Source organism: Bradyrhizobium sp. Pha-3, assembly GCF_042258325.1.
In the GTDB taxonomy this organism is placed as follows: domain Bacteria; phylum Pseudomonadota; class Alphaproteobacteria; order Rhizobiales; family Xanthobacteraceae; genus Bradyrhizobium; species Bradyrhizobium elkanii.
The window spans coordinates 5612047-5634479 of sequence record NZ_CP170151.1 but is presented as its reverse complement, the minus strand read 5'-3'; the positions used below and the strand labels follow the sequence as shown (position 1 = coordinate 5634479).

The 22433-nt window shown below is 63.8% G+C and carries 20 protein-coding genes; 17 read left to right on the top strand and 3 right to left on the bottom strand.

The features are described 5' to 3' along the window. Positions 1-24: 24 nt before the first annotated feature. On the bottom strand, positions 25-804 hold the full coding sequence (locus ACE10X_RS26700; RefSeq protein ID WP_375763057.1) for an NAD kinase: 780 nt from the start codon (positions 802-804) through the stop codon (positions 25-27). A gap of 163 nt (positions 805-967) precedes the next feature. Between ACE10X_RS26700 and ACE10X_RS26695 the strand changes: the two genes are divergently transcribed. After that, positions 968-2569 (top strand): S10 family peptidase, encoded by a 1602-nt coding sequence (locus ACE10X_RS26695; RefSeq protein WP_375763056.1) that lies wholly within the window; start codon positions 968-970, stop codon positions 2567-2569. 432 nt (positions 2570-3001) lie between these two features. Here ACE10X_RS26695 and ACE10X_RS26690 read toward each other — a convergent pair whose 3' ends face one another. Then, the gene (locus ACE10X_RS26690; RefSeq protein WP_028342674.1) at positions 3002-3898 is read right to left on the bottom strand and encodes a DUF2189 domain-containing protein; all 897 of its coding nucleotides are present in this window, start codon (positions 3896-3898) and stop codon (positions 3002-3004) included. A 546-nt stretch (positions 3899-4444) separates the two neighbouring features. Between ACE10X_RS26690 and coxB the strand changes: the two genes are divergently transcribed. The 7 genes from coxB (at position 4445) to ACE10X_RS26655 (ending at position 11194) form a co-directional block, all read left to right on the top strand. Then, a complete protein-coding gene (gene coxB, locus ACE10X_RS26685; protein ID WP_038383231.1) occupies positions 4445-5278 on the top strand; it encodes a cytochrome c oxidase subunit II in 834 nt (277 codons plus the stop codon). Positions 5279-5361: 83 nt separating this feature from the next. Then, the gene (gene ctaD / locus ACE10X_RS26680) at positions 5362-7137 is read left to right on the top strand and encodes a cytochrome c oxidase subunit I (protein ID WP_375763055.1); all 1776 of its coding nucleotides are present in this window, start codon (positions 5362-5364) and stop codon (positions 7135-7137) included. Next, positions 7134-7838: a cytochrome c oxidase subunit 3 gene (locus ACE10X_RS26675; RefSeq protein ID WP_375763054.1), complete on the top strand. Its 705-nt coding sequence runs from the start codon at positions 7134-7136 to the stop codon at positions 7836-7838. The genes ctaD and ACE10X_RS26675 overlap by 4 nt, the downstream gene beginning before the upstream one ends. 14 nt (positions 7839-7852) lie before the next feature. Next, positions 7853-8575: a heme-copper oxidase subunit III family protein gene (locus tag ACE10X_RS26670; protein WP_028342670.1), complete on the top strand. Its 723-nt coding sequence runs from the start codon at positions 7853-7855 to the stop codon at positions 8573-8575. Between the two features lie 8 nt (positions 8576-8583). Next, entirely contained in the window at positions 8584-8991 is a 408-nt protein-coding gene (locus ACE10X_RS26665; RefSeq protein ID WP_038383227.1) for a cytochrome C oxidase subunit IV family protein, read from the top strand. A 139-nt stretch (positions 8992-9130) separates the two neighbouring features. After that, on the top strand, positions 9131-10039 hold the full coding sequence (locus tag ACE10X_RS26660) for a heme o synthase (protein WP_375763053.1): 909 nt from the start codon (positions 9131-9133) through the stop codon (positions 10037-10039). A 717-nt stretch (positions 10040-10756) separates the two neighbouring features. Continuing rightward, entirely contained in the window at positions 10757-11194 is a 438-nt protein-coding gene (locus ACE10X_RS26655) for a DUF5658 family protein (RefSeq protein WP_028342667.1), read from the top strand. A gap of 43 nt (positions 11195-11237) precedes the next feature. Here ACE10X_RS26655 and ACE10X_RS26650 read toward each other — a convergent pair whose 3' ends face one another. Beyond that, complete coding sequence (locus tag ACE10X_RS26650) at positions 11238-12119, bottom strand: LysR substrate-binding domain-containing protein (protein ID WP_375763052.1); 882 nt, start codon at positions 12117-12119, stop codon at positions 11238-11240. A 183-nt stretch (positions 12120-12302) separates the two neighbouring features. Here ACE10X_RS26650 and ACE10X_RS26645 point away from each other — a divergent pair, with 183 nt between their 5' ends. The 9 genes from ACE10X_RS26645 to ACE10X_RS26605 all read left to right on the top strand — a co-directional run bounded on the left by ACE10X_RS26645 (position 12303) and on the right by ACE10X_RS26605 (position 22302). After that, positions 12303-12764: a (2Fe-2S)-binding protein gene (locus ACE10X_RS26645; protein ID WP_038383225.1), complete on the top strand. Its 462-nt coding sequence runs from the start codon at positions 12303-12305 to the stop codon at positions 12762-12764. Positions 12765-12767: 3 nt separating this feature from the next. Beyond that, positions 12768-14945 carry a xanthine dehydrogenase family protein molybdopterin-binding subunit gene (locus ACE10X_RS26640; RefSeq protein WP_038383224.1) on the top strand — a complete coding sequence of 726 codons (2178 nt, stop codon included), beginning with the start codon at positions 12768-12770 and terminating at the stop codon, positions 14943-14945. Positions 14946-15149: 204 nt separating this feature from the next. Beyond that, positions 15150-15707, top strand: a complete 558-nt coding sequence (locus ACE10X_RS26635; RefSeq protein ID WP_038383223.1) for a sigma-70 family RNA polymerase sigma factor — start codon at positions 15150-15152, stop codon at positions 15705-15707. Further along, entirely contained in the window at positions 15704-16345 is a 642-nt protein-coding gene (locus ACE10X_RS26630) for an NrsF family protein (protein WP_038383222.1), read from the top strand. The genes ACE10X_RS26635 and ACE10X_RS26630 overlap by 4 nt, the downstream gene beginning before the upstream one ends. Positions 16346-16461: 116 nt before the next feature. After that, complete coding sequence (locus ACE10X_RS26625) at positions 16462-16725, top strand: hypothetical protein (protein WP_038383221.1); 264 nt, start codon at positions 16462-16464, stop codon at positions 16723-16725. A gap of 106 nt (positions 16726-16831) precedes the next feature. After that, the gene (locus tag ACE10X_RS26620; protein ID WP_038383220.1) at positions 16832-17191 is read left to right on the top strand and encodes a hypothetical protein; all 360 of its coding nucleotides are present in this window, start codon (positions 16832-16834) and stop codon (positions 17189-17191) included. 100 nt (positions 17192-17291) lie between these two features. Continuing rightward, a complete protein-coding gene (locus tag ACE10X_RS26615; protein WP_038383219.1) occupies positions 17292-17699 on the top strand; it encodes a FixH family protein in 408 nt (135 codons plus the stop codon). Continuing rightward, on the top strand, positions 17696-19138 hold the full coding sequence (locus ACE10X_RS26610; protein WP_051002841.1) for an efflux RND transporter periplasmic adaptor subunit: 1443 nt from the start codon (positions 17696-17698) through the stop codon (positions 19136-19138). The genes ACE10X_RS26615 and ACE10X_RS26610 overlap by 4 nt, the downstream gene beginning before the upstream one ends. Then, complete coding sequence (locus ACE10X_RS26605; protein ID WP_038383218.1) at positions 19135-22302, top strand: efflux RND transporter permease subunit; 3168 nt, start codon at positions 19135-19137, stop codon at positions 22300-22302. Before ACE10X_RS26610 ends, ACE10X_RS26605 begins: the two co-directional genes overlap by 4 nt. The last annotated feature ends 131 nt before the right edge of the window (positions 22303-22433 follow it).

Genomic DNA, 22433 nt, shown 5'->3' with positions numbered 1-22433 from the left:
GGCAGGGAACAAGGGCAGACGCCGTCAGTAGCCGAACTGCTCGCGCAGGATGCGCTCCTCCAGCGAGTGGCCGGGATCGAACAGCATCCGCATCGCGATCGTCTTGTCGGACAGCACCTCGACCCGGCGGACGTCGCGGACCTCGTCATGGTCGGCGACCGCGGCGACCGGGCGCTTCTCGCCCTCGATCACCTCGATCACCACGAAGGCGGAATTCGGCAGCAGCGCGCCGCGCCAGCGCCGCGGCCGGAACGCGCTGATCGGGGTCAGTGCCAACAGCGCCGCGTTGATCGGCAGGATCGGTCCCTGGGCGGAGAGGTTGTAGGCGGTCGATCCGGCCGGCGTCGCCACCAGGATGCCGTCGGCCATCAGCTCGGGCATCCGCTCGTGCTCGTCGATCAGGATGCGCAGCTTGGCCACCTGGTAGGTCTGCCGGAACAGCGCGACCTCGTTGATGGCATGATGCAGATGCACAGCGCCGTGGATGTCGGTGGCGCGCATCAGCAGCGGATTGATCAGCGACTCCCGCGCGGCGGCAAGCCGGGTGCGCAGATCATGCGTCGAATATTCGTTCATCAGGAAGCCGACGGTGCCGCGATGCATGCCATAGATCGGCTTGCCGCTGCGCATGTTGGCGTGCAGCGTCTGCAGCATCAAACCGTCGCCGCCGAGCGCGACCACGACGTCGGCATCGACGGGTGGATAGTTGCCGTACATTTCCGTCAGCTGCTCGAGCGCCGATTGCGCTTCCGCGCTGGCGCTGGCGACGAAGGCGATCTTGTCATACCGCTTGGAGCTGGCCATTCGCTCACGAACTCGTTTGGCACGGAACACGCCGCGCTCGTCTATACATCCGGGGCGGCCTTGTCGAGATGGTCCGGGAACGGACCGCATGCCACGCCGGCGCCGCCAAACTAGCGCAGTTTGCCGCTGGATTGCGTAAATCGGGGCGCAGGGAGTGAACGATATGGCTAACAGTCTTGCGACACGGCTCGCCGCGGCGTTGCTGGTGGCCTGTCTTGCGACCGCGGCGCGGGCCGACGACGAGACCCCGCAGCCATCGCCGTCGCCGACCGCGCAGGCTCCAAGTGGCCAGAACCCAGCTGGCCAGAACCCGAGCGGCCAGAAGGGGCGGGCAGGACGCGGCGGCGAGGCCGGCTCCGGCGCCAACGCCGCGGCCAGCGGCTCGACCGCCGAGCAGCACCGCCTGCCGCCGGACTCCACGACCAAGCAATCGGTCGCGCTGCCGAACCGCACCCTTAACTTCAGCGCGACCGCGGGTTCGATCCGGGTGTTCGACGACAAGGGCGAGCCGCTCGCCGACATCGCCTATACGTCCTACCAGCTCGACGGCGCCGAGAAGGCGAACCGGCCGGTGACCTTCCTGTTCAATGGTGGTCCGGGCTCCGCGTCGGCCTGGCTGCAATTCGGCAATGTCGGGCCGTGGCGGCTGCCGTTCGACGGCGCGGTGTCCTCGGCCGCGCCCGAGCTGCAGGCCAATGCCGACACCTGGCTCGATTTCACCGATCTCGTCTTCATCGACCCCGTCGGCACCGGATACAGCCGCTTCGTCACCACGTCGGAGGAGGCGCGCAAACGCTTCTTCACCGTCGACGGCGATGCCAATTCGGTCGCGCTGGTGATCCGCCGCTGGCTGGAGAAATACGACCGGCTGACCTCGCCGAAATATCTCGTCGGCGAAAGCTATGGCGGCATTCGCGGGCCCAAGGTGGTACGCAATCTGCAGATGCAGCAGGGCGTCGGCGTCCGCGGCCTGGTGCTGATCTCGCCGGTGCTCGATTTCCGCGAATATACCGGCTCCAGCCTCCTGCAATATGTCGCAAGCCTGCCGACCATGACCGCGGTCGCGCGACAGACGAAGGGCCCGGTGACGCGCGAGGATCTCGCCGACGTCGAGAGTTACGCGCGCGGCGATTTCCTGCTCGACCTCGTCAAGGGGCAGGCCGACACCGAGGCGACCGCGCGGCTCGCCGACAAGGTCGCAAGCCTGACCGGGATCGATCAGGCGGTGAGCCGCAGGCTTGCCGGCCGTTTCGACATCGGCGAATTCCGCCGCGAGTTCGATCGCAAGAACGGCAAGGTGACCGGCCGCTACGACGCGTCCATCGAGGGCTTCGATCCCTATCCGGATTCCAGCTACTTCCGCTTCAACGATCCGTCCGGCGATCCCCTGATGGCGCCTTTGACCAGCGCCGCCGTCGACCTCACCACGCGCAAGCTGAACTGGCGGCCGGACGGCTCCTATCATCTGCTCAGCGAAAGCGTGAACAAGGCCTGGGAGTTCGGTCACGGCATCAGTCCGGCGGAGTCGGTGACGCAGCTTCGCCAGGCGCTGGCGCTCGACCCCAATCTGAAACTCCTGATCGGCCACGGCCTGTTCGATCTCGCCACCCCGTACTTCGCCTCGAAGATCATCCTCGACCAGTTGCCGGCCTTCGCGGGTCCGAGCCGCACCAGGCTCGCGGTCTATCCCGGCGGCCACATGTTCTACTCCCGCGACGGCTCGCGCCAGGCCTTCCGCAAGGAGGTCGAGGCGCTGATGAGGTGAGGGGAATGTGGCGGTGTGGATTGCGCCGTCGCTGCAAATACTGTCGTCGTCCTGGCGAAAGCCGGGACCCATAACCACCGCATTTGATCGTGAAGGGGATCGTGGCCCCAGCGTCGCGCAACGACAACTATTTGGGGTAATGGGTCCTGGCTTTCGCCAGGACGACATCGATTGTGTGGCACGGCCGACATCCACGTTCGTCGTCCCTGCGAAAGCAGGGACCCATACTCCGCAGCGGAAGTTGCGAGCGGACCTCGTCGTTCCAACATCGCGCAATGGTTCGCGACATGTCGGGGTTGGTCGCCGGCCAGGCCGCGGCGCGGCGCGACAATAAATTACGTCCGCTTGCCGCGTGCGCGATCAAGCTCGCGCCGGTTCTTGTTTTGACGCGTTTTCTTCACGCGAACCGGTAGCCACTTCGCTCGAAAACGCTTAGCGCTCACGGCTCCACGGGAAGAGGGAGGCCGGGAAGTCCGCCGCGTAGCGGTGACCGATCGGCGGACGGGGCTCTTCTTGCGGAGGATTCCGGTCAGGCTCGACCACCTTCCTGTAAAGATGCCAGGTCGCATGACCAAGCACCGGCAGAACGACGCAGAGACCGACGAAGAATGGCAGTGAGCCCACGGCCAGCAATACCGCAACGATCAATCCCCACGCGGCCATCTCAATTGGATTCATCATCACGGCCCGTATCGAGGTGCGGATCGCATCGATCGCAGTCGCATGACGGTCGAGCATCAGTGGAAATGAGACGACGCTGACGCACAGGGCAACCAGGGCGAAAAGGAAGCCGACGCCGCATCCGACGATGATGAGCGACCAGCCTTCGGGCGTCGTCAACACGCGCTTTGCGAAATCAGGGATGCTCGCAGCCGGCGCATAGCCGAACGTCATGATGTAGATCGCGTCCGCGGTGGCGATCCAGACCCCGAACAGAACGAGCAGGAGAACGCCAAGCTCGAACATGGCGCCGAACGACGGCGCGCGCAGCACCTGCATTGCATCCCAGGCTCCTGGCTCCTCTCCGCGTTCGCGTCGTCGGCTCAGTTCGTAGAGGCCTAATCCGGCGAAAGGACCGATCAGGGCGAAGCCGGCGGCAAGCGGAAACAGCAGCGGCAGCACCGAATAGCCAAGCACAAGTCTGAACAGGACAAGTCCGAGCACGGGATACATCACGCACAGGACGATCGCGTGGGTCGGGATGGCCTTGAAGTCTTCCCAGCCGAGGCGCAGCGCGTCGCCCAGGTCGGAAAGGCTGATCTTGCGAACGACGAAGGCGGTAGAGACGCCAAACAATTGCAGCTTGGGTCGTGCGAACACCGTGGTCATGGTTCCGGTCTCCTTGCTTGTGGCCGCAGGGGAACGGAGCGCCATCAACACACGCACATCCGCCTCATGCGCGAAAATCGCGACTGAGTCCGGCAAATCAGATTCAACCAGAAGGAGCTTGCCGGACGACATCTGTCGCAACCGGTCCAGTAAAACTAGTCCGATGCGCGGCAGAAGCAAGGTGGCGAATGCGGTCGGGAGAATTGTGCAGGTGCACAAACGAGGTCTTGCGATGCACCATGCGTTAGGGGAGGGCCGATCAGTGTTCGCGGCATCCAATGCATTCCCGCCAACACGCGCCGGACAGCGGCGGGCATTACTCCTCTATTGACGTCTGGCTCGATGGGTACCATGTTGATGATTGACGCCCCCAGCTCCGATGAGGTTGCGGCCGTGACGTTGAGTTTTTGTCATGTCCCAGCATCGCGACCGGCAGAATGGGCGAGGCAAAAGCCACGGTGATGGTGAATGTGAGACCATCCCTCTGACGTGAGCTCCGCCCTTTCGTTCGTCTCCGCAGCCTTCGATGGCAAGGAGGAATGAGGGATGGCTGTAGCGATCTTACTGCTCCTTGTTGCCGTCGCCTCGGTGCTGTTTCACCTGTACAGCCCCTGGTGGTGGACCCCGATTGCCTCGAACTGGAGCTATATCGACCACACGATCAACCTGACATTCTGGATCACCGGAGCGGTGTTCTGCGCGGTGATCGTGTTCATGGCGTATTGCGTCCTGCGCTTTCACCACACCGAGGGACGGCGCGCCCACTACAATCCCGAGAACAAGAAGCTCGAATGGTGGCTCAGCATCGGCACCGCGGTCGGCGTCGTCGCCATGCTGGCGCCCGGCCTCGTCGTCTGGCACCAGTTCGTCACCGTTCCCGACGACGCGACCGACGTCGAGGTCGTTGGACAACAGTGGATGTGGAATTATCGGCTTCCGGGAAAGGACGGCCGGCTCGGCACGTCAGATGCGCGCCTGATCAGCTCCGACAATCCACTCGGGTTGAATCCCAATGATCCGAACGGGCAGGACGACATCGTCGTGCAAAACGAGGATCTGCATCTGCCGATCGGGAAGCCGGTGAAGGTGCTGCTCCGCTCGATCGACGTCCTGCATGATTTCTACGTGCCCGAGTTCCGGGCGAAGATGGATATGATCCCCGGGTCGGTGACCTACTACTGGCTCACGCCGACCCGGACCGGAACCTTCGACGTCCTCTGCGCGGAGCTTTGCGGTGCCGCGCACGCACAGATGCGCAGCAAGGTCGTCGTGGAAGAAGAGAAGGAATATCACGCGTGGCTGGACAAGCAGCACACGTTCGCCGCCTTGTCCGGCCAGCGCGACGTCGCGAAGGCCGCGTACAAGACCGGCAGCGAATGAACATGCCGACGAGGATCGGCCGGATGTTCGGCCGGATATGAAGTGAACTCGTCGCTGAGCGGAAGACCAAGGAGGGTATTCCGATGGTCGATATCCCGTTTGATCAGGTCGCAGGCATCCCGCCCGCCGAAGTCACTGAGGTTGAGCTCTATCATCCGCACAGCTGGTGGACGAGGTACGTTTTTTCGCAAGACGCCAAGGTGATCGCCGTCCAGTACTCGATCACGGCGATGTCGATCGGAATGGTTGCGCTGGTGCTGTCGTGGATGATGCGGCTGCAACTGGGATTTCCCGGCACATTCTCCTTTATCGATGCCAATCAGTACCTTCAGTTCATCACCATGCACGGCATGATCATGGTGATCTACCTGCTCACGGCGTTGTTCCTCGGCGGCTTCGGCAACTACCTCATCCCGCTGATGGTTGGCGCGCGGGACATGGTCTTCCCCTACGTGAACATGCTGAGCTACTGGGTCTATCTGCTCGCGGTGCTGGTGCTGGCCGCGACGTTCTTCGTGCCGGGCGGGCCGACCGGCGCCGGCTGGACGCTTTATCCACCCCAGGCGATTCTCTCCGGTACCCCCGGGCAGGACTGGGGCATCGTTCTCATGCTGGCCTCGCTGATCCTGTTCATCATCGGCTTCACGATGGGCGGGCTCAATTACGTGGTCACGGTATTGCAGGCCCGTACACGCGGCATGACCTTGATGCGCATGCCCTTGACGGTGTGGGGCATCTTCACCGCCACCGTGATGGCGCTGCTGGCGTTCCCGGCGCTGTTCGTGGCCTCGGTGATGCTGCTGCTGGACCGCCTCCTTGGAACCAGCTTCTTCATGCCGACACTGGTCGAGATGGGCCAGCTGACCAAGTATGGCGGCGGCAGCCCGATCCTGTTCCAGCATTTGTTCTGGTTCTTCGGCCACCCCGAAGTCTACATCGTCGCGCTGCCGGCGTTCGGCATCATCTCGGATCTGATCAGCACGCACGCGCGCAAGAACATCTTCGGCTATCGCATGATGGTCTGGGCGATCGTGGCGATCGGGGCGCTGAGCTTCGTCGTGTGGGCGCACCACATGTATGTCAGCGGCATGCACCCGTATTTCGGGTTCTTCTTCGCCACCACGACGCTCATCATCGCGGTCCCGACCGCGATCAAGGTCTACAACTGGGTGCTGACCCTTTGGCGCGGCGACATCCATCTCACGGTGCCGATGCTGTTTGCGCTCGGCTTCATCGTCACCTTCGTCAATGGCGGCCTGACCGGGCTGTTCCTCGGCAACGTTGTCGTCGACGTTCCGCTGTCCGATACGATGTTCGTCGTCGCGCACTTCCACATGGTGATGGGGATTGCGCCGATCATGGCCGTGTTCGGCGGGATCTATCATTGGTATCCGAAGGTCACCGGGCGGATGCTCAATGATGCGCTCGGACGCTTCCACTTCTGGGTGACGTTCGTCGGGGCCTATGCGGTGTTCTTCCCGATGCACTATCTCGGCCTGCTCGGGATGCCGCGCCGCTATCACGACATCGGCGAGACCTCCTTCGTCCCGGCATCCGCCCATGACCTCAACGCGTTCATGAGCGTCGCGGCGCTGATTGTCGGCTTCGCCCAGCTCGTCTTCCTGTTCAATCTGGTCTGGAGCCTGTTCAAGGGAAAAGAGGCGGGCGGCAATCCCTGGGGTGCCACCTCGCTGGAATGGCAGACGCCGGAGACCCCGCCGGGGCACGGCAACTGGGGCAAGGAGCTCCCCGTCGTCTATCGCTGGGCCTACGATTACAGCGTGCCCGGTGCCGCCAGGGACTTCATCCCGCAGAATGAACCGCCGGCCAAGGTGCTGGCCCAGGGGGCCCATCCGTGAGTGCCATCGTCCTGTTCATTGCTACGATTGCAGCGATCGCGGGATGGTGGCTCTCGCAGCAACGGCTGGCCGCCAAGCCGTGGCTGGAGCAGGGCATTGCCGTCGATCTTCGCGGCGATCGCGGCTCTTCGGTGCCGGCGGCGAAAATCGGCCTTGGTGTCTTTCTCGCGGTGGTCGGCTCGCTGTTCGCGCTCCTGATCAGCGCCTACTCGATGCGCACCACCATGGTGGACTGGCGCGAGCTGCCGCTGCCGAGGCTGGTGTGGTTCAACACCGGCGTCCTCGTCATCAGCAGCGTGGCGCTGCAATGGGCGCTGATGGCCGCGCGCCGTGGCGACCATGAGGGCCTGATCGCGGGCCTGTTGGTCGGCGGTGCATCGGCCGTGATGTTCCTGATCGGGCAGCTCGTGGTGTGGCAGCAGCTCAGCATCGCCGGCTATGTCATGGCGTCGAATCCGGCCAATTCCTTCTTCTATCTGATCACCGCGCTCCACGGGTTGCACGTGACCGGCGGCCTGGTGGCGCTCGGCAGGGCGACCGTAAAACTGTGGCGCCGCGCGCCGATGACGCAGATGCGCCTGAGCGTCGAGCTTTGTACCATCTACTGGCATTTCCTGTTGCTGGTCTGGCTGGTCCTGCTCGGTCTGCTGGCGGGCTGGACCGACAATTTCGTCGACATCTGTCGCCAGTTGCTCACCTAGCGAGGCAGGAAGCGATGACAGAAACCACACTCGCAACCCCCAAGGCACTGCCCGGGACGATACCCGGATTGCGCGGCATCGCCGCCGACTGGGCCTCGGACCAGCGCGCATTCAAGAACGTGTCCTGGGGGAAGGCCATGATGTGGATCTTCCTTCTGAGCGACACCTTCATCTTCAGCTGCTTCCTGCTGTCGTACATGACGGCGCGAATGTCGACGACTGTGCCGTGGCCCAACCCCAGCGAAGTCTTCGCGCTCAATATCGGCGGCCAGCACATCCCGCTCATCCTGATCGCGATCATGACCTTCGTCCTGATCAGCAGCAGCGGGACGATGGCGATGGCCGTCAACTTCGGTTACCGCCGGGATCGCGTCAAAACGGCAGCCTTGATGCTGGTCACCGCGGCATTTGGCGCGACGTTCGTCGGAATGCAGGCTTTCGAATGGACCAAGCTGATCATGGAGGGCGTGCGGCCCTGGGGCAACCCGTGGGGCGCGCCGCAATTTGGCGCTTCCTTCTTCATGATCACCGGCTTCCACGGCACCCACGTGACCATTGGTGTGATCTTCCTGATCGCCATCGCGCGAAAGGTTTGGCGGGGAGACTTCGACGTCGAGCGGCGTGGCTTTTTCACGAGCCGCAAGGGCTACTACGAGATCGTCGAAATCATGGGCCTGTACTGGCATTTCGTCGATCTGGTCTGGGTGTTCATCTTTGCCTTCTTTTATCTCTGGTGAGGTCGCGCATGACAGAAGCAGCGGTACATGTGGAAGGGCAGGCAGCACAGCATGCGCTACACACCTATGTGCATGGTACGGTGGCATCAGGCGCCGCGCATGCAGAGGGCCAGCAGCACCCGATCAAGCTCTATCTCGTGGTCTGGGGATGGCTGTTCGTGCTCAGCACCTGCTCGTATCTCGTCGACTATTTTGGTATCCATGGCCACCTGCGGTGGTCGCTGATCCTGCTGTTCATGGTGCTGAAGGCCGGCCTGATCGTCGCTGTGTTCATGCACATGGCCTGGGAGCGGTTGGCGTTGGCCTACGCCATCCTGTTGCCGCCGGTGCTGGTGCTGGTGTTTGTCGGGATCATGGTGTTCGAATCCGACTATACGCATCTGCTTCGGGTCATGTTCTTCGCGCCGGCAAGCTAGAAATGCGACGGGCATGACCGCATGGGTCATGCTGGACGAGGCAAGGCATCCTGAAGGCGGAGGCCTCGCCGCATCGTCCGGCACCCTGCGAAGAGGGCCTTCAACCGATGGCTTTTCGAACTGACGAGGAATTAATCTCGTGCAAATCAATCGTTCAATTCGTCGCCGGAGCTATGCCAACATCGGAGACTACGTCGCACTGACGAAACCGCGCGTGATGTCGCTGGTCGTCTTTACCGCATTGGTCGGTCTCATGGTCGCACCGGGCGGCATCGAGCCCTTCACCGGGCTCGCTGCTCTTCTTTGCATCGCTGCGGGCGCCGGCGCCGCAGCTGCGCTCAATATGTGGTACGACGCCGACATCGATGCGCTGATGGCGCGTACCGCCATCCGTCCAATTCCCAGCGGCCGCGTATCGCGCCCGGAAGCATTGGCCTTCGGATTGATGCTCGGCACGTGCGCGGTCCTCGCCCTCGGCGCCTTGCTGAACATGGCCGCTGCTGCGCTGCTGGCCTTCACGATCTTCTTCTACGTCGTCGTCTACACGATGTGGCTCAAACGCCGAACCCCGCAGAATATCGTCATTGGCGGTGCCGCCGGAGCGCTCCCTCCGGTGATCGGCTGGGTCGCGGTCACAGGATATGTCGGGCTCGAGCCGCTCATCCTGTTTCTGATCATCTTCCTTTGGACGCCACCCCACTTCTGGGCACTGTCGCTCAATCTTGCTGGCGAGTATGCCCGCGCCGGCGTGCCGATGTTGCCGGTCGTGGCCGGCAGGACCGAAACAAAGCGCCAGATTCTTCTCTCCAGCGTGCTTCTGGTTTCGACCTCGCTGCTGCCTTGTGCACTGGGGTTTGCGGGAGCCGTCTACGGCGCGGCTGCGGCGACGCTGGGAGCGATCATGATTTTTCTCGCATGGCAGGTACGCCGGAGCCACGACAAGGAAAGGCGGCCCGCTCGTCGCCTGTTCGTGTTTTCGATGCTCTATCTGGTCCTGCTTTTCGGGGTGCTGCTGATGAATGCTGCACCCTATGCTCAGTCCCGCTGACTGGGCGCATTCGAATCGACAGCCGCCTTGCGTCGTCGGGCAGCTCAGTGATTGAATTTCGCGGGGCACCCGCCGGGGACGGCCCTAGCGCTCGTCCCGCATATATGGACTTCGCTGGGAGACGACTCTCAGGTCTTGATCGGCAGACATCGTCTGGAGCCCGTGCATACGTGGCACGCTCGCCGGGTTGCCCAACAAGATCCAGGCGATAGCGCCCGTGGCCAGCATTCCGCCGTAGATCACCAAAAGGTCCCGCCTCATCGCGCTTCCTCCGTATGTGGCTGTTTCCAAGCATAAATCAGGCCAATCCATTCGGGTGTGGACAGATGCGGCGCACAGGATAGCGTTGGACAAGTAGGACAAGCTCGCCCTAAGCTTCGCCCATCGCAGCAGCCAGGCGCGGTTCAACGATGGACTGGTCCTACTATCTCGGGGGCACTGCTATTGTCCTGCTTCTTGTTGCCTATCGGCTGCATGGCGGGCTGTTTAGGAAGAATTCACTGCGGGACGAGAGACTAAATCGACTGATTGATGAACGCATTGGACGCATGGACCTGAAGCGACGCAACGATTGAATCGACCTGAACTGCACCTCGAAGGCCAACCAGCGCCACTTTCCGGAATCAATCCTTACGGCGACGGCAGAGCTGTCTCCGGAGCGGACCATCTCGGCCGATGATACTTTTATGATTTGAAAAGAGCTATTTGAGCAATCGAATGAAAGTCTGGGTCTATACCGACACAAGCAAGCCCGTTGGCGAGCCGGAGCATCTGAAGGTTTTCGCGACCAATGACGCCGCGCAGTCGTGGTTCAAGCGAAACGTCCCGGAGGGCGCCGCATTTGCTTACGAGATTATTCTGGGGCCACGTTACCTCGCCAAGACGCTCCTCGTGCTGTCCGTCCTGCTTCTTGGCATCGCCGATCTTTACACCACCAACACGATCCTGAATCTCGGCCTCGGCGAGTTGAACCCGTTCATGCATGTCGCTCAGACATGGCTCGGCCCCTGGTGGCTTATCCCGAAGCTCGGTTTGACCTATTTCATGATGTGGCTGCTGTGGCGCAGCAACAACCCTTACAATATCGCGATAGTGGTGGCGTTTTGCTCCACGCCCGTACTCAATAATCTTCTCATCATAGCAGGCACGAACTAACCTCAATTCACGTTTCGACCGTGAACCGAGGGATCGATCTGGCTCACCCATACGTCTCCACGATGAAGTCGATCAGCGCGCGGAGCTTCGGCGTCATCTTGCGGTGCTTCGGCCACAGGATCTGACGCGCGCGGGCCCGCGTCGTGTAGTTCGGCAGCAGCACTGTTAGCCGCCCAGCGGCGATATCGTTGGCCAGCAACTCGTCGCGCATCAGCACGACGCCCGCGCCGGCCAGCGCCGCATAGCGGATGCCGAACGCGCTGTTGATGAAGAGGCGGCTCGCGACATCGACATGCACTTCGCCCTCCGGCCCCGAGAAGGTCCATCGCTGCCCGTCCGACCAGCCGGGGTAGCGCAGGCATTCGTGGCGGGCGAGATCCGCCGGATGGGTCGGCGTGCCGTGTTCGGCGAGATAGCTCGGCGCGGCGCAAACCACGCCGGTATAGGGCGACAGCGAGCGCGACATCATGGTGGAATCGGTCAGCGTGCCGACCCGGATCGCCGCGTCCAGCCCTTCCTCGAGCAGGTCGACCATCCTGTCGCTGAGGATGAGGTCGACCGAGACGTCCGGATATCTCTTCATGAAGCGGACCAGCGCGGGCGCCAGGCTGTACGACCCGAAAGCGACCGAGGTCGCGACGCGGAGCTTGCCGCGCGGTGCGCTGAGCGCCTCCTCGACCAGCGCATCGCCGGCCTCGGCCTGTTCCAGCAATTGCCTGCAGTGATCGAGATAGCTGCGGCCGAGCTCGGTGAGGCCCTGCCGCCGGGTCGAGCGGTTGATCAATTGCGAGCCGAGCCGGTCCTCGAGAAAACGGATATGCTTGCCGATCATGGTCGGCGACATCCGCAGCTCCTTGGCCGCCGCGGTGAAGGAGCCGAGATCGGCGACGCGGGCGAACACAGACATGCTGGTCAGTCGATCCATGATTATAAACCAATAGTTATTTCACTGCAGATCAAAGCGCCGCTTATAGGGCGTTGGAATTTTATTTATTACCATAAGTGAGCAATCGGCGCGATGATCCGTGCGATTGCTTTGGAATGTGGCCGGTCGCGCCCGGAGGGGCGCGGACCGCGCGGGGCCTCGAACCAGGACAGGAGTGTCAGGATGCCTTTCCAGATCACGATCAATGGGACCAGTCATCAGGTCGATGCCGATGGCGACACGCCGCTACTCTGGGTGCTGCGCGACGTGCTCGGCATGACCGGCACCAAGTTCGGCTGCGGCATGGCGCTGTGCGGCGCCTGCACGGTGCATCTCGATGACAGCGCGGTGCGCTCCTGCATCACGACGATCGACAGCATCGGCGACTCCAGGATCACGACCATCGAGGCGGTCGGCAACACGCCGGCGGGCAGGAAGATCCAGGACGCCTGGCTCGCGCATGAGGTGCCGCAATGCGGCTACTGTCAGTCCGGGCAGATCATGTCGGCTTCCGCGCTGCTCGCGAGCAAGCCGAAGCCGACCGATGCCGATATCGACGACGCGATGTCGGGCAACATCTGCCGCTGCGGCACCTATGTCCGCATTCGCGAAGCCATCAAGCTAGCCGCGCAGTCGGGAGGTTGAGCCATGACGCTGATCGACAATCTGTCCGAGCGCGCCGCCGATCTGTCGCGGCGCAACTTCCTCCGCGCCGGCGCGATTGCAGGCGGCGGCCTGCTGCTCAGCGTGAGTCTGCCGTTCGCGAGCCGCGAGAGCGAGGCCGCCGCCTCCGACGGCTTCGTACCGAACGCCTTCATCCGGATCGGTAGCGACGGCAAGGTCGTGCTGACCATGCCCTATGTCGAGATGGGGCAGGGCACCTATACCTCGATCCCGATGCTGATCGCCGAGGAGCTCGAGATTGGCTTGACGCAGGTCCGGCTCGAACACGCGCCGCCGAGCGACAAGCTCTACGCCAACCCGCTGCTCGGCGTGCAGGCCACCGGCAATTCGAACGCGATGCGCGGCGCCTGGCAGCCGATGCGGAAAGCCGGCGCGACCGCGAAAGCGATGCTGGTCGCGGCCGCGGCGAAACGCTGGAATGTCGAGCCTGGGACATGCCGCGCCGACAACGGCGAGGTGCATCACGCGGCCTCCGGACGCAAGCTGGGTTACGGCGAACTGGCGACTGACGCGGCGCAGATGCCGGTGCCGGAGAATGTCACGCTGAAGAGCCCGTCCGAGTTCAAGCTGATCGGCACGCCGGCCAAGCGGCTCGATACGCCCTCCAAGATCAACGGCACGGCGGTCTACGGCATCGACGCCCGGCCGCCCGGGGTGAAGGTCGCGACGCTGGCGCAGTCGCCGGTGTTCGGCGGGCGGGTGAAGCGCGTCGATGATGCGGCGGCAAAAGCCGTCAAGGGCGTGCGACAGATCGTGACGCTCGACGACGCCGTCGCGGTGGTGGCCGACCACATGGGGGCGGCGAAAAAAGGTCTCGCCGCGCTCGCAATCGAGTGGGACGAGGGTCCTCACGCCAAGCTCGCCACATCGGATATCGCGCGCGAGCTCGAAGCCGCCACCACCAAGCCGGGCACGGTCGCGCAAAATATCGGCGACGCCGACAAGGCGATGGCGGGCGCGGCGACGAAAGTCGAGGCGACCTATCAGCTGCCGTTCCTCGCCCATGCGACGATGGAGCCGATGAACTGCACCGTGCATGTGCGCCCCGATGGCTGCGAGATCTGGGTCGGCAGCCAGGCGCTCTCGCGCGCGCAGGCGGTGGCCGCGAAGGTGCTGAACATGCCGCCGGAGAAGGTGGTGGTGCACAATCATTTGCTCGGCGGCGGCTTCGGCCGCAGGCTCGAGGTCGATGGCGTGATCCGCGCGGTGCAGATCGCCAAGCAGGTCGACGCGCCGGTCAAGCTGGTGTGGACCCGCGAGGAGGACATCCAGCACGACATGTACCGGCCGTACTGGTGCGACCGGATTGCGGTCGGCCTCGATGCATCCGGCAAGCCGGTCGCCTGGAACAACCGCTTCGCCGGCTCGTCGGTGCTGGCGCGATGGGCGCCGCCGGCGTTCCGCAACGGTCTCGACCCCGACACGACGGAAGGCGCGATCGATCTCGTCTACGACATTCCCAACTTCCACGTCGAATATGTCCGGGTCGAACCGCCGGGCATTCCGACCGCGTTCTGGCGCAGCGTCGGGCCCTCGCACAACGTGTTCGTCACCGAAAGCGTGATTGACGAACTGGCGGCGGCGGTGAAGCAGGATCCGGTCGATTATCGCCGCGCGCTGCTCGGCAAGTCGCCGCGCGCCAAGGCGGCGCTCGAGCTCGCGGCGGCCAAGGCCGGCTGGGGCGGAAAGCTGCCGGCCGGGCACGGACGCGGCGTATCGCTGCAATTCGTGTTCGGCAGCTACCTCGCCCAGGTCGCCGAGGTCGAGGTTGCCAGGGACGGTTCGGTCCGCGTCCACCGCGTCGTCTGCGCGATGGATTGCGGCACCGTGGTCAATCCCGACACGGTGCAGGCGCAGCTGCAGAGCGGCATCAATTTCGGCGTCACGGCGGCGCTCTACGGCGAAATCACGCTCAAGGACGGCCGCGTCGAGCAGAGCAATTTCGACAGCTACCAGATGCTGCGCATCGATCAGGCGCCGGCGATCGAGGTCCATATCGTCCCGAGCACCGAGCCGCCGGGCGGCATGGGCGAGACCGGAACCTCGGGCATCGTGCCGGCGATCAGCAACGCGATCTTCGCGGCGACCGGCAAGCGGCTGCGCAAGATGCCGGTCGATCCGGCGGTGTTGAAGCAGACGTGACCGGTTGAACGCCCGCACCGCTGGGGCGGTGCCTGCGGCTCGCACGGGCACCGCGTTCTCACGGCGCGGTGCGTCCGAGCCTCGCTCAATTCTGCCGCCCCTCAGCAGGGGCGGCTCCACGGCGACATCGAAAATATTTTGGCCTGACCGATCAGGGTGTAACCAAACTGACCGCGTAAGCGAACCAGTAGGTACAGGCGCTGCATGTCGACCACGGAGAACGAGCTCAAGCTACTGATGCTTGCCAGCCAGGACGGCGATGCGGCGGCCCACCGGGCGTTGCTGGAGCGCTTGAGTCGGCATCTGCGCGCCTATTACAAGAGCAAGCTTGCCAGGACCGGCCGCGGCGCGGCGGAGGCGGAGGACCTGGTGCAGGAGGCCGTGTTGGCAATTCACCTCCAGCGGCACACCTACGATCCGGCACAGCCATTGACACCCTGGGTGCACGCGGTCGCGCGCTACAAGCTGATCGATTTCCTGCGCCGAACACGGGCCTCGCGCGCCGACGTGCCGATCGACGAAGCCGACGACATCACGGCGCATGACGATCACGTCGGCGCCGAGAGCAGCTTTGACGTCAGGCGATTGCTCAAGCAGTTGCCGGCGAACATGCAGTGCGCCATCGCAGCCGTAAAGCTCGATGGATTGAGCGTCGCAGAAGCGGCGCAGCGGTGCGGCATGTCGGAATCCGGTGTGAAGGTCAGCATTCATCGCGGACTCAAAGCTCTGGTCGCGTTGATCGCTCGGAGAACGGAACCATGAAGACGGACGAACTCATCACCGCACTCAGTACGAATGTCGAGCCGGTCGATCGCCGGCTGGTCAGCCGCAGTGTCGCTATCGCGCTCGGGCTGGGGCTGGTTGCCGCGCTTGGGGTGGTGCTTGTCGGGCTTGGCGTCCGTGCCGACCTGACCACGCCGCATGCCGTGATCTTTCTATTTCTGAAGCTCGCGTTCGCGCTCGGCACCGTCGGCGCGGCGTCGGCCTATCTGACACGGCTGGCGCGTCCAGGCGGCGAGCGAACAATTTCCCTCGGACTTGCTGCGATACCATTCGCGGCGATCATGCTGCTCGCCGCGATCAGCCTTGGACAGGCGCCCAGCTCCCACTGGGACAGGATGGTCATGGGAGACCAATGGCTCGAATGCCTCATTTCCATTCCGATCATCGCGATCGTGCCGTTTGCCGTGATCATCTGGGCCGTCAGAAAGGCGGCGCCGACCAATCTGGTGCGGGCGGGGGCATTCGGCGGCCTTGTCGCAGGTGGCGTGAGCGCTGTCGCCTACGCACTCCATTGCACCGATGATTCGCTGCCCTTTGTCGCGCTATGGTACGGCGGCACGATCGTGCTGTGCACACTCGCGGGTGCGGTATTGGGACCGCGGCTGCTGCGTTGGTGAAAGGGGAGATCGGACCTTTCACGTCGGCGTGAGCCTGTAACCGAGGGAATATCGGCTCCGAACTCATGATCAGAATCGCAAATGAATGCACTTCAGAAAAATGATGGAGCCGGGTTATGTCGATCAACAAGATGATTCTTGCTTTCTCGTTCCTGGTGCCGGTTGTTGTGGCATCGGCGGCTGCGCAAGCGGGCGCGACGATCTCCGACAAGCGGTATTTGCCCAATGAGGCCAAGGAAACAACGCCGGCGGTCGCCACCCAACGCAACCCGATGTCTGCATTCGGTTATGATCAGGAAGCGGCGCGCTTGCAGCCAATGACCGTTCCGGGCACGGCTGGAACGCGGTGGCGCTACCACGGCGGGCCGAAGTCTCAATAGGCTGGGCGTCAGGCCGGGGTGAACGGTTAACCACCCAACCTCTCGCTGGTGCACTTGTGAACAGGGTGACCTTTCCAGCACCCGTCCTTTGTGAGACTGTCGCACTATGAATGTTCGCCAATTGTTCAGATTGCTGCTCGCCGTCCTCGTGACGGCTGGCCTGACAATTGCGCCGCTGGCTGCGCCTGCGGCGGCCGGATCTTTGTTGACCGGTATGAGCCAGATGGCGGACACGTCGGACATGGCGGCCGATATGCCGTGCTGCCCCGACAAGCAGAAGAGCAATGACTGCCGGGATTGTCCGCTGGTTGCGATTTGCATGTTGAAGGTCCTGCACGCGGGACCGTCGGCTCTCGGCCTCGCGATGAGGCCGGTGACGCAGCTGCAATTGCGTCCGCATGACGATCTGGTTGCCGACGGCTTGGTCCGTCCGCCTCCCGACCATCCTCCTCGACATTTGGTCTGACTGGCGCTGCAAAGCGCCGGTTGCTGCTGCGCGGCCTTTGGACGCGTGGACGTTTCATGCCGCGCAAGCGGCAGATCAAATCCAATCGAGGAACGAGATAATGAAGTTGTTCAACACGTCACGTGCCGTAGGGGCCGCGCTCATCGGTCTGGCGCCGACAGGCACCGCCAATGTCGCGCTCGCCGACATCAAGGACTACGAATTCCAGCTCGTGGACCAGACTGTTCAGGCCGGTCCGGACAAGGTTGTCACCGTCCGGCTAATGAACAAGAAGACCGGCAAGGCCGTGCCTGACGCCGTGATCTTCGCGACGCGACTCGACATGGCCCCGGACGGCATGCAGGAGATGGCCACCAAGGTCACGCCGATGCCGGGGACCGAACCCGGCACCTATCGGTTCAAGGCGACCTTCGGCATGGCCGGCCGCTGGCAATTGTCGCTCGGCGCCAAGGTGCAGGGCGAGACGGGCACGGTCGAAAGCAAGCTCGTAGTCACGGCTGGAAAATGAACCGGCTGGCTCTGGCCGGCGCTGCCGCTGCGCTCCTTGCAGCGGCAGGCGTCGCACATATCGGCCGCGGCCTGCCGTCTTGGGCGGGCGCAAATCTCGCTGCCTCTGCCGCGCAAGCGGCGGAAGCAGGCGCGCCGATCTATTACCGTGATCCGGACGGCAAGCCGTTCTACTCACTGACGCCGAAGAAGACGGCTGACGGCCGCGACTACCGGCCCGTCGCCGCCGGCGCCGACATCAGCTTTGACGAGGCGGAAGCGCCGACGGCAATGCCGGTGGCCGACGCCAAGCGCGAGCGCAAGGTGAAATATTATCGCAATCCGATGGGACTTCCCGACACCTCGCCGGTGCCGAAGAAGGACTCCATGGGAATGGATTACATCGCCGTCTATGACGGCGATGACAGCGACGACGGTTCGATCACGCTGTCGCCCGGCCGGATCCAGCGCAGCGGCGTCAAGTCCGAGGCCGCGCAGATGCGCCGCATCCGCACGCTGGTCCGTGCGCCCGGCACGATCCAGCTCGACGAGCGTCGCGTCTCCGTCATCGCGATGCGGGCCGAGAGCTATGTGCAGAAAGTCGCCGACGTCACGACCGGCAGCCGCGTAACGAAGGGCCAGCCGTTGATGGAGATCTACAGCCCGGCAATATCGTCCGCTGCGGCCGAATATGTCGCGACCATCACGTCGAAGGCGACTGCGGGTATCGAGCCCTACGGGCGCGGCTCCAAGCAGCGGCTGACCAATCTCGACGTTCCCGAGCCGGTCATCGCCGAGATGGAGAAGAGCCGGACGGTTCCGATCGCGATCCAGTGGCTGTCGCCGCGCGACGGCATCGTGCTGCAGCGCGCCGCCATCGAGGGCATGCGCGCCCAACCCGGCGACGTGCTGTTTCGGATTGCCGACGTCTCTGTCGTGTGGGCATTGGTCGACGTTGCCGAGCGCGATCTCGGCAATATCGTGGTCGGGCAAAAGGTCACGGTGCGGGCACGCAGCTATCCCGGCCGCAGTTTCGCGGGCCAGATCAGCGTGATCTATCCACAGGTCAACAAGGAGACGCGCACCGCGCGGGTGCGGATCGAATTGCAGAACGCCGACCTCGCACTGCTGCCGGACATGTATGTCGACGCCGAGATCGACACCGGCGGCGCGGCGCCGGTACTTACGGTCGCTGATAATTCCATCCTTGACACTGGCAGCCGCCAGAGCGTGCTGATCGACCGCGGCGACGGGCGGTTCGAGCCGCGCGAGGTCAAGCTCGGGCGGCGCGGCGAGGGCTATGTCGAAATCCGCGACGGCCTCGCCGAGGGCGACGCGGTCGTGACCTCCGCGACGTTTCTGATCGACGCCGAGAGCAACCTGAAAGCTGCGATCAAGGGCTTTGCCGAGGCCGGTGCTGCGCAGGCGGCAGATGGCGACAAGACGGGGGACCGCCAATGATTGCCCGTGTCATCGCCTGGTCGGCGCGCAACCTGCTGCTGGTGCTGTTCGGCACCGGCTTCGCGGCAGCCGCGGGCCTTTACGCGCTGCTGCATCTGCCGCTCGATGCGATCCCCGATCTCTCCGACACCCAGGTCATCGTCTACACCGAATATCCCGGCCAGGCGCCGCAGGTGATCGAGGACCAGGTCACCTATCCCCTGACCACGGCGATGCTGACGGTGCCGAAGTCGAAGGTCGTGCGCGGCTTCTCATTCTTCGGCGTGTCGTTCGTCTATGTCATCTTCGAGGACGGCACGGACATCTACTGGGCGCGCTCGCGGGTGCTCGAATTCCTCAACGGCGCGGCGTCGCGGTTGCCGGCCGGCGTGTCGCCGACCATCGGACCCGACGCCACCGGGGTCGGCTGGGTCTACCAGTATGCCGTGATGTCGAAAGAGCTGAACCTTGCGGACACCCGCACCATCCAGGACTGGAACCTGAAGTTCGCGCTGGCCAGGGCGGAAGGCGTGGCCGAGGTCGCCAGCGTCGGCGGCTTCGTCAAGCAGTACAATGTCATTCTCGATCCGCAGCGGATGCGTGATCGCAACATCACCATGCAGCGGATGCGCGATGCGATCCGCGCCAGCAATGCCGATGTCGGCGGCCGCACCGTCGAGCTGTCCGAGTTCGAATATGTCATTCGCGGCAAGGGCTATCTGAAGGACATCAACGATCTCGGCAATATCGTGCTGAAGACCGATGGCGGCACGCCGGTGCTGCTGCGCGACGTCGCCCGCGTCGAGCTCGGCCCCGACGAGCGGCGCGGCATCACTGAACTGAACGGCGAGGGCGAGGTGGCGAGCGGCATCGTGCTGCAACGCTTCGGCGTCAACGCGCTCGACGTGATCGAAAACGTCAAGAAGCGATTCAAGGAGATCGCGACCAGCCTGCCGAAATCGGTCGAGATCGTGCCGGTCTATGACCGCTCCAACCTGATCTATGCGGCGATCGCCACGCTCAAGCGCACGCTGCTCGAGGAGAGCATCGTAGTAGCGCTGGTGTGCTTCGTGTTCCTGCTGCATATTCGCAGCGCGCTGGTCGCGATCCTGATGCTGCCGGTTGGCGTCTTGATGGCGTTCGGTGCAATGAAGCTGCTGGGCATCGGCTCCAACATCATGAGTCTCGGCGGCATCGCGATCGCGATCGGCGCCATGATCGATGCGGCGATCGTGATGATCGAGAATGCGCACAAGCACCTGGAGCGCGCCGACCCCGGCCGGCCGCGGATCGCGATCCTGATCGAGGCCGCGGCGGAGGTAGGGCCGGCGCTGTTCTTCAGCCTGCTCATCATCACCGTGTCCTTCATGCCGATCTTCACGCTGGAGTCGCAGGAGGGGCGGCTGTTCTCGCCGCTCGCCTTCACCAAGACGTTTGCGATGGCGGCGGCGGCGCTGTTGTCGGTGACGCTGGTGCCGGCGCTGATGGTGATCTTCGTCCGCGGCAGAATCGTCCCCGAGCACAAAAATCCGATCAATCGCTTCCTGATCTGGATCTACCGTCCGGTCATCAACGGCGTGTTGCGGGCCAAGACGCTGGTGATCTTGCTGGCGCTCGGTGCCATCGCCGTCTCGATCTGGCCGGCCCGGCAACTCGGCACCGAGTTCATGCCTGACCTCAATGAGGGCACGCTGCTCTATATGCCGACCACGCTGCCGGGGATTTCGGTGACCAAGGCGGCCGAGCTGATGCAGATGCAGGACCGGATCATCCGAGGCTTCCCGGAAGTCGCCTCGGTCTACGGCAAGGCCGGCCGCGCCGCGACCGCAACCGACCCGGCGCCGTCCGAGATGTTCGAGACCGTCGTCAACCTCAAGCCGAAAGAAGAATGGCGCAAGGGCCTCACGCTCGACGGTCTGATCGCCGAGATGGACAAGGCGTTGCAATTTCCCGGCGTCTCCAACGCCTGGACCATGCCGATCAAGGCGCGGATCGACATGCTCTCGACCGGAATCCGGACGCCGGTCGGCGTCAAGGTGATCGGTCCCGATCTCGCCGTGATCGACAAGCTCGCACGCCAGGTCGAGCAGGTCGTGCGGGGCGTGCCCGGCACCTCGTCGGCCTATGCCGAACGCAGCCTCGGCGGCTACTATCTCGAGATCACGCCGAACCGCGAAGCGTTGTCGCGCTACGGCATCGCGGTGCAGGACGTGCAGGACACGATCGCGACCGCGCTCGGCGGCCAGAGCGTGACCACGACGGTCGAGGGGCGCCAGCGCTTCACCGTCAACATGCGCTATCCGCGCGACCTGCGCGACAATCCGGCGGCGATTGCGAGCGACATCCTGGTGCCGATGCCGGCGGGCGGGGCGGTGCCGCTCGGCGAGGTCGCCGACATCGCGCCGGCGCGCGGGCCGACAACGATCCGGACCGAGAACGGGCAACTCGCGACCTATATCTATGTCGACATCCGCGATCGCGATCTCGGCGGCTATGTCGCGGACGCGCAGCGCGCGGTGCAGGCCGGCGTGCAGTTTCCCTCTGGAACCTACGTGGTCTGGAGCGGGCAGTACGAATACCTCGAACGCGCCGCCGCGCGGCTCAGGATCGTGGTGCCGGTGACGCTTTTGATCATTTTCCTGCTGCTCTACCTCAATTTCCGCTCGGTGACGGAGACGATGATCGTGATGCTGTCGCTGCCGTTCGCGCTGGTCGGCGGCCTCTGGCTGATGTGGGCGCTCGGCTTCAACCTGTCGGTCGCGGTCGCGGTCGGCTTCATCGCGCTCGCCGGCGTCGCCGCCGAGACCGGGGTCGTGATGCTGATCTATCTCAACCAGGCGCTGGGCGAGATCACGGCGCGTCGCGCTGCCGAGGGGCGTACGATCGACCGTGACGATCTCAATCGCGCGATCATCGCGGGCGCGGTCGAGCGCGTCCGGCCGAAGATGATGACGGTGGTCGCCATCATGGCCGGGCTGTTGCCGATCATGTGGAGCACCGGCACCGGCTCGGAGATCATGCAGCGCATCGCGGTGCCCATGATCGGCGGCATGATCTCGTCGACGCTGCTGACGCTGATCGTGATTCCCGCGATCTTCGCCGTCGTGAAGGGCGTCGAGATCAAAGCGAAGGTGTCGGCACGCGAAGTTGCTTCCTGTGCCGCGCGCCAAGCGGCAAAGATGTGATGGAAACATGACGCCGGTTCGTGGATTCCAACCGGATTGAATGATACCCTGAGGGGGTATATAGCTGGTAGCGGTTCGCGGCTGGCTGATTTGCAGTCAGCTTGCGGGTAATCGGAGATGCGAGGCGGGTG

Coding starts and splice junctions, on each gene's coding strand:
- ACE10X_RS26630 (WP_038383222.1), top strand. CDS start 15,704: ATGAAGACGGACGAACTCATCACCGCACTCAGTACGAATGTCGAGCCG.
- ACE10X_RS26670 (WP_028342670.1), top strand. CDS start 7,853: ATGACAGAAACCACACTCGCAACCCCCAAGGCACTGCCCGGGACGATA.
- ACE10X_RS26655 (WP_028342667.1), top strand. CDS start 10,757: ATGAAAGTCTGGGTCTATACCGACACAAGCAAGCCCGTTGGCGAGCCG.
- ACE10X_RS26665 (WP_038383227.1), top strand. CDS start 8,584: ATGACAGAAGCAGCGGTACATGTGGAAGGGCAGGCAGCACAGCATGCG.
- coxB (WP_038383231.1), top strand. CDS start 4,445: ATGGCTGTAGCGATCTTACTGCTCCTTGTTGCCGTCGCCTCGGTGCTG.
- ACE10X_RS26690 (WP_028342674.1), bottom strand. CDS start 3,898: ATGACCACGGTGTTCGCACGACCCAAGCTGCAATTGTTTGGCGTCTCT.
- ACE10X_RS26695 (WP_375763056.1), top strand. CDS start 968: ATGGCTAACAGTCTTGCGACACGGCTCGCCGCGGCGTTGCTGGTGGCC.
- ACE10X_RS26605 (WP_038383218.1), top strand. CDS start 19,135: ATGATTGCCCGTGTCATCGCCTGGTCGGCGCGCAACCTGCTGCTGGTG.
- ACE10X_RS26625 (WP_038383221.1), top strand. CDS start 16,462: ATGTCGATCAACAAGATGATTCTTGCTTTCTCGTTCCTGGTGCCGGTT.
- ACE10X_RS26620 (WP_038383220.1), top strand. CDS start 16,832: ATGAATGTTCGCCAATTGTTCAGATTGCTGCTCGCCGTCCTCGTGACG.
- ACE10X_RS26645 (WP_038383225.1), top strand. CDS start 12,303: ATGCCTTTCCAGATCACGATCAATGGGACCAGTCATCAGGTCGATGCC.
- ACE10X_RS26640 (WP_038383224.1), top strand. CDS start 12,768: ATGACGCTGATCGACAATCTGTCCGAGCGCGCCGCCGATCTGTCGCGG.
- ACE10X_RS26650 (WP_375763052.1), bottom strand. CDS start 12,119: ATGGATCGACTGACCAGCATGTCTGTGTTCGCCCGCGTCGCCGATCTC.
- ctaD (WP_375763055.1), top strand. CDS start 5,362: ATGGTCGATATCCCGTTTGATCAGGTCGCAGGCATCCCGCCCGCCGAA.
- ACE10X_RS26610 (WP_051002841.1), top strand. CDS start 17,696: ATGAACCGGCTGGCTCTGGCCGGCGCTGCCGCTGCGCTCCTTGCAGCG.
- ACE10X_RS26615 (WP_038383219.1), top strand. CDS start 17,292: ATGAAGTTGTTCAACACGTCACGTGCCGTAGGGGCCGCGCTCATCGGT.
- ACE10X_RS26635 (WP_038383223.1), top strand. CDS start 15,150: ATGTCGACCACGGAGAACGAGCTCAAGCTACTGATGCTTGCCAGCCAG.
- ACE10X_RS26700 (WP_375763057.1), bottom strand. CDS start 804: ATGGCCAGCTCCAAGCGGTATGACAAGATCGCCTTCGTCGCCAGCGCC.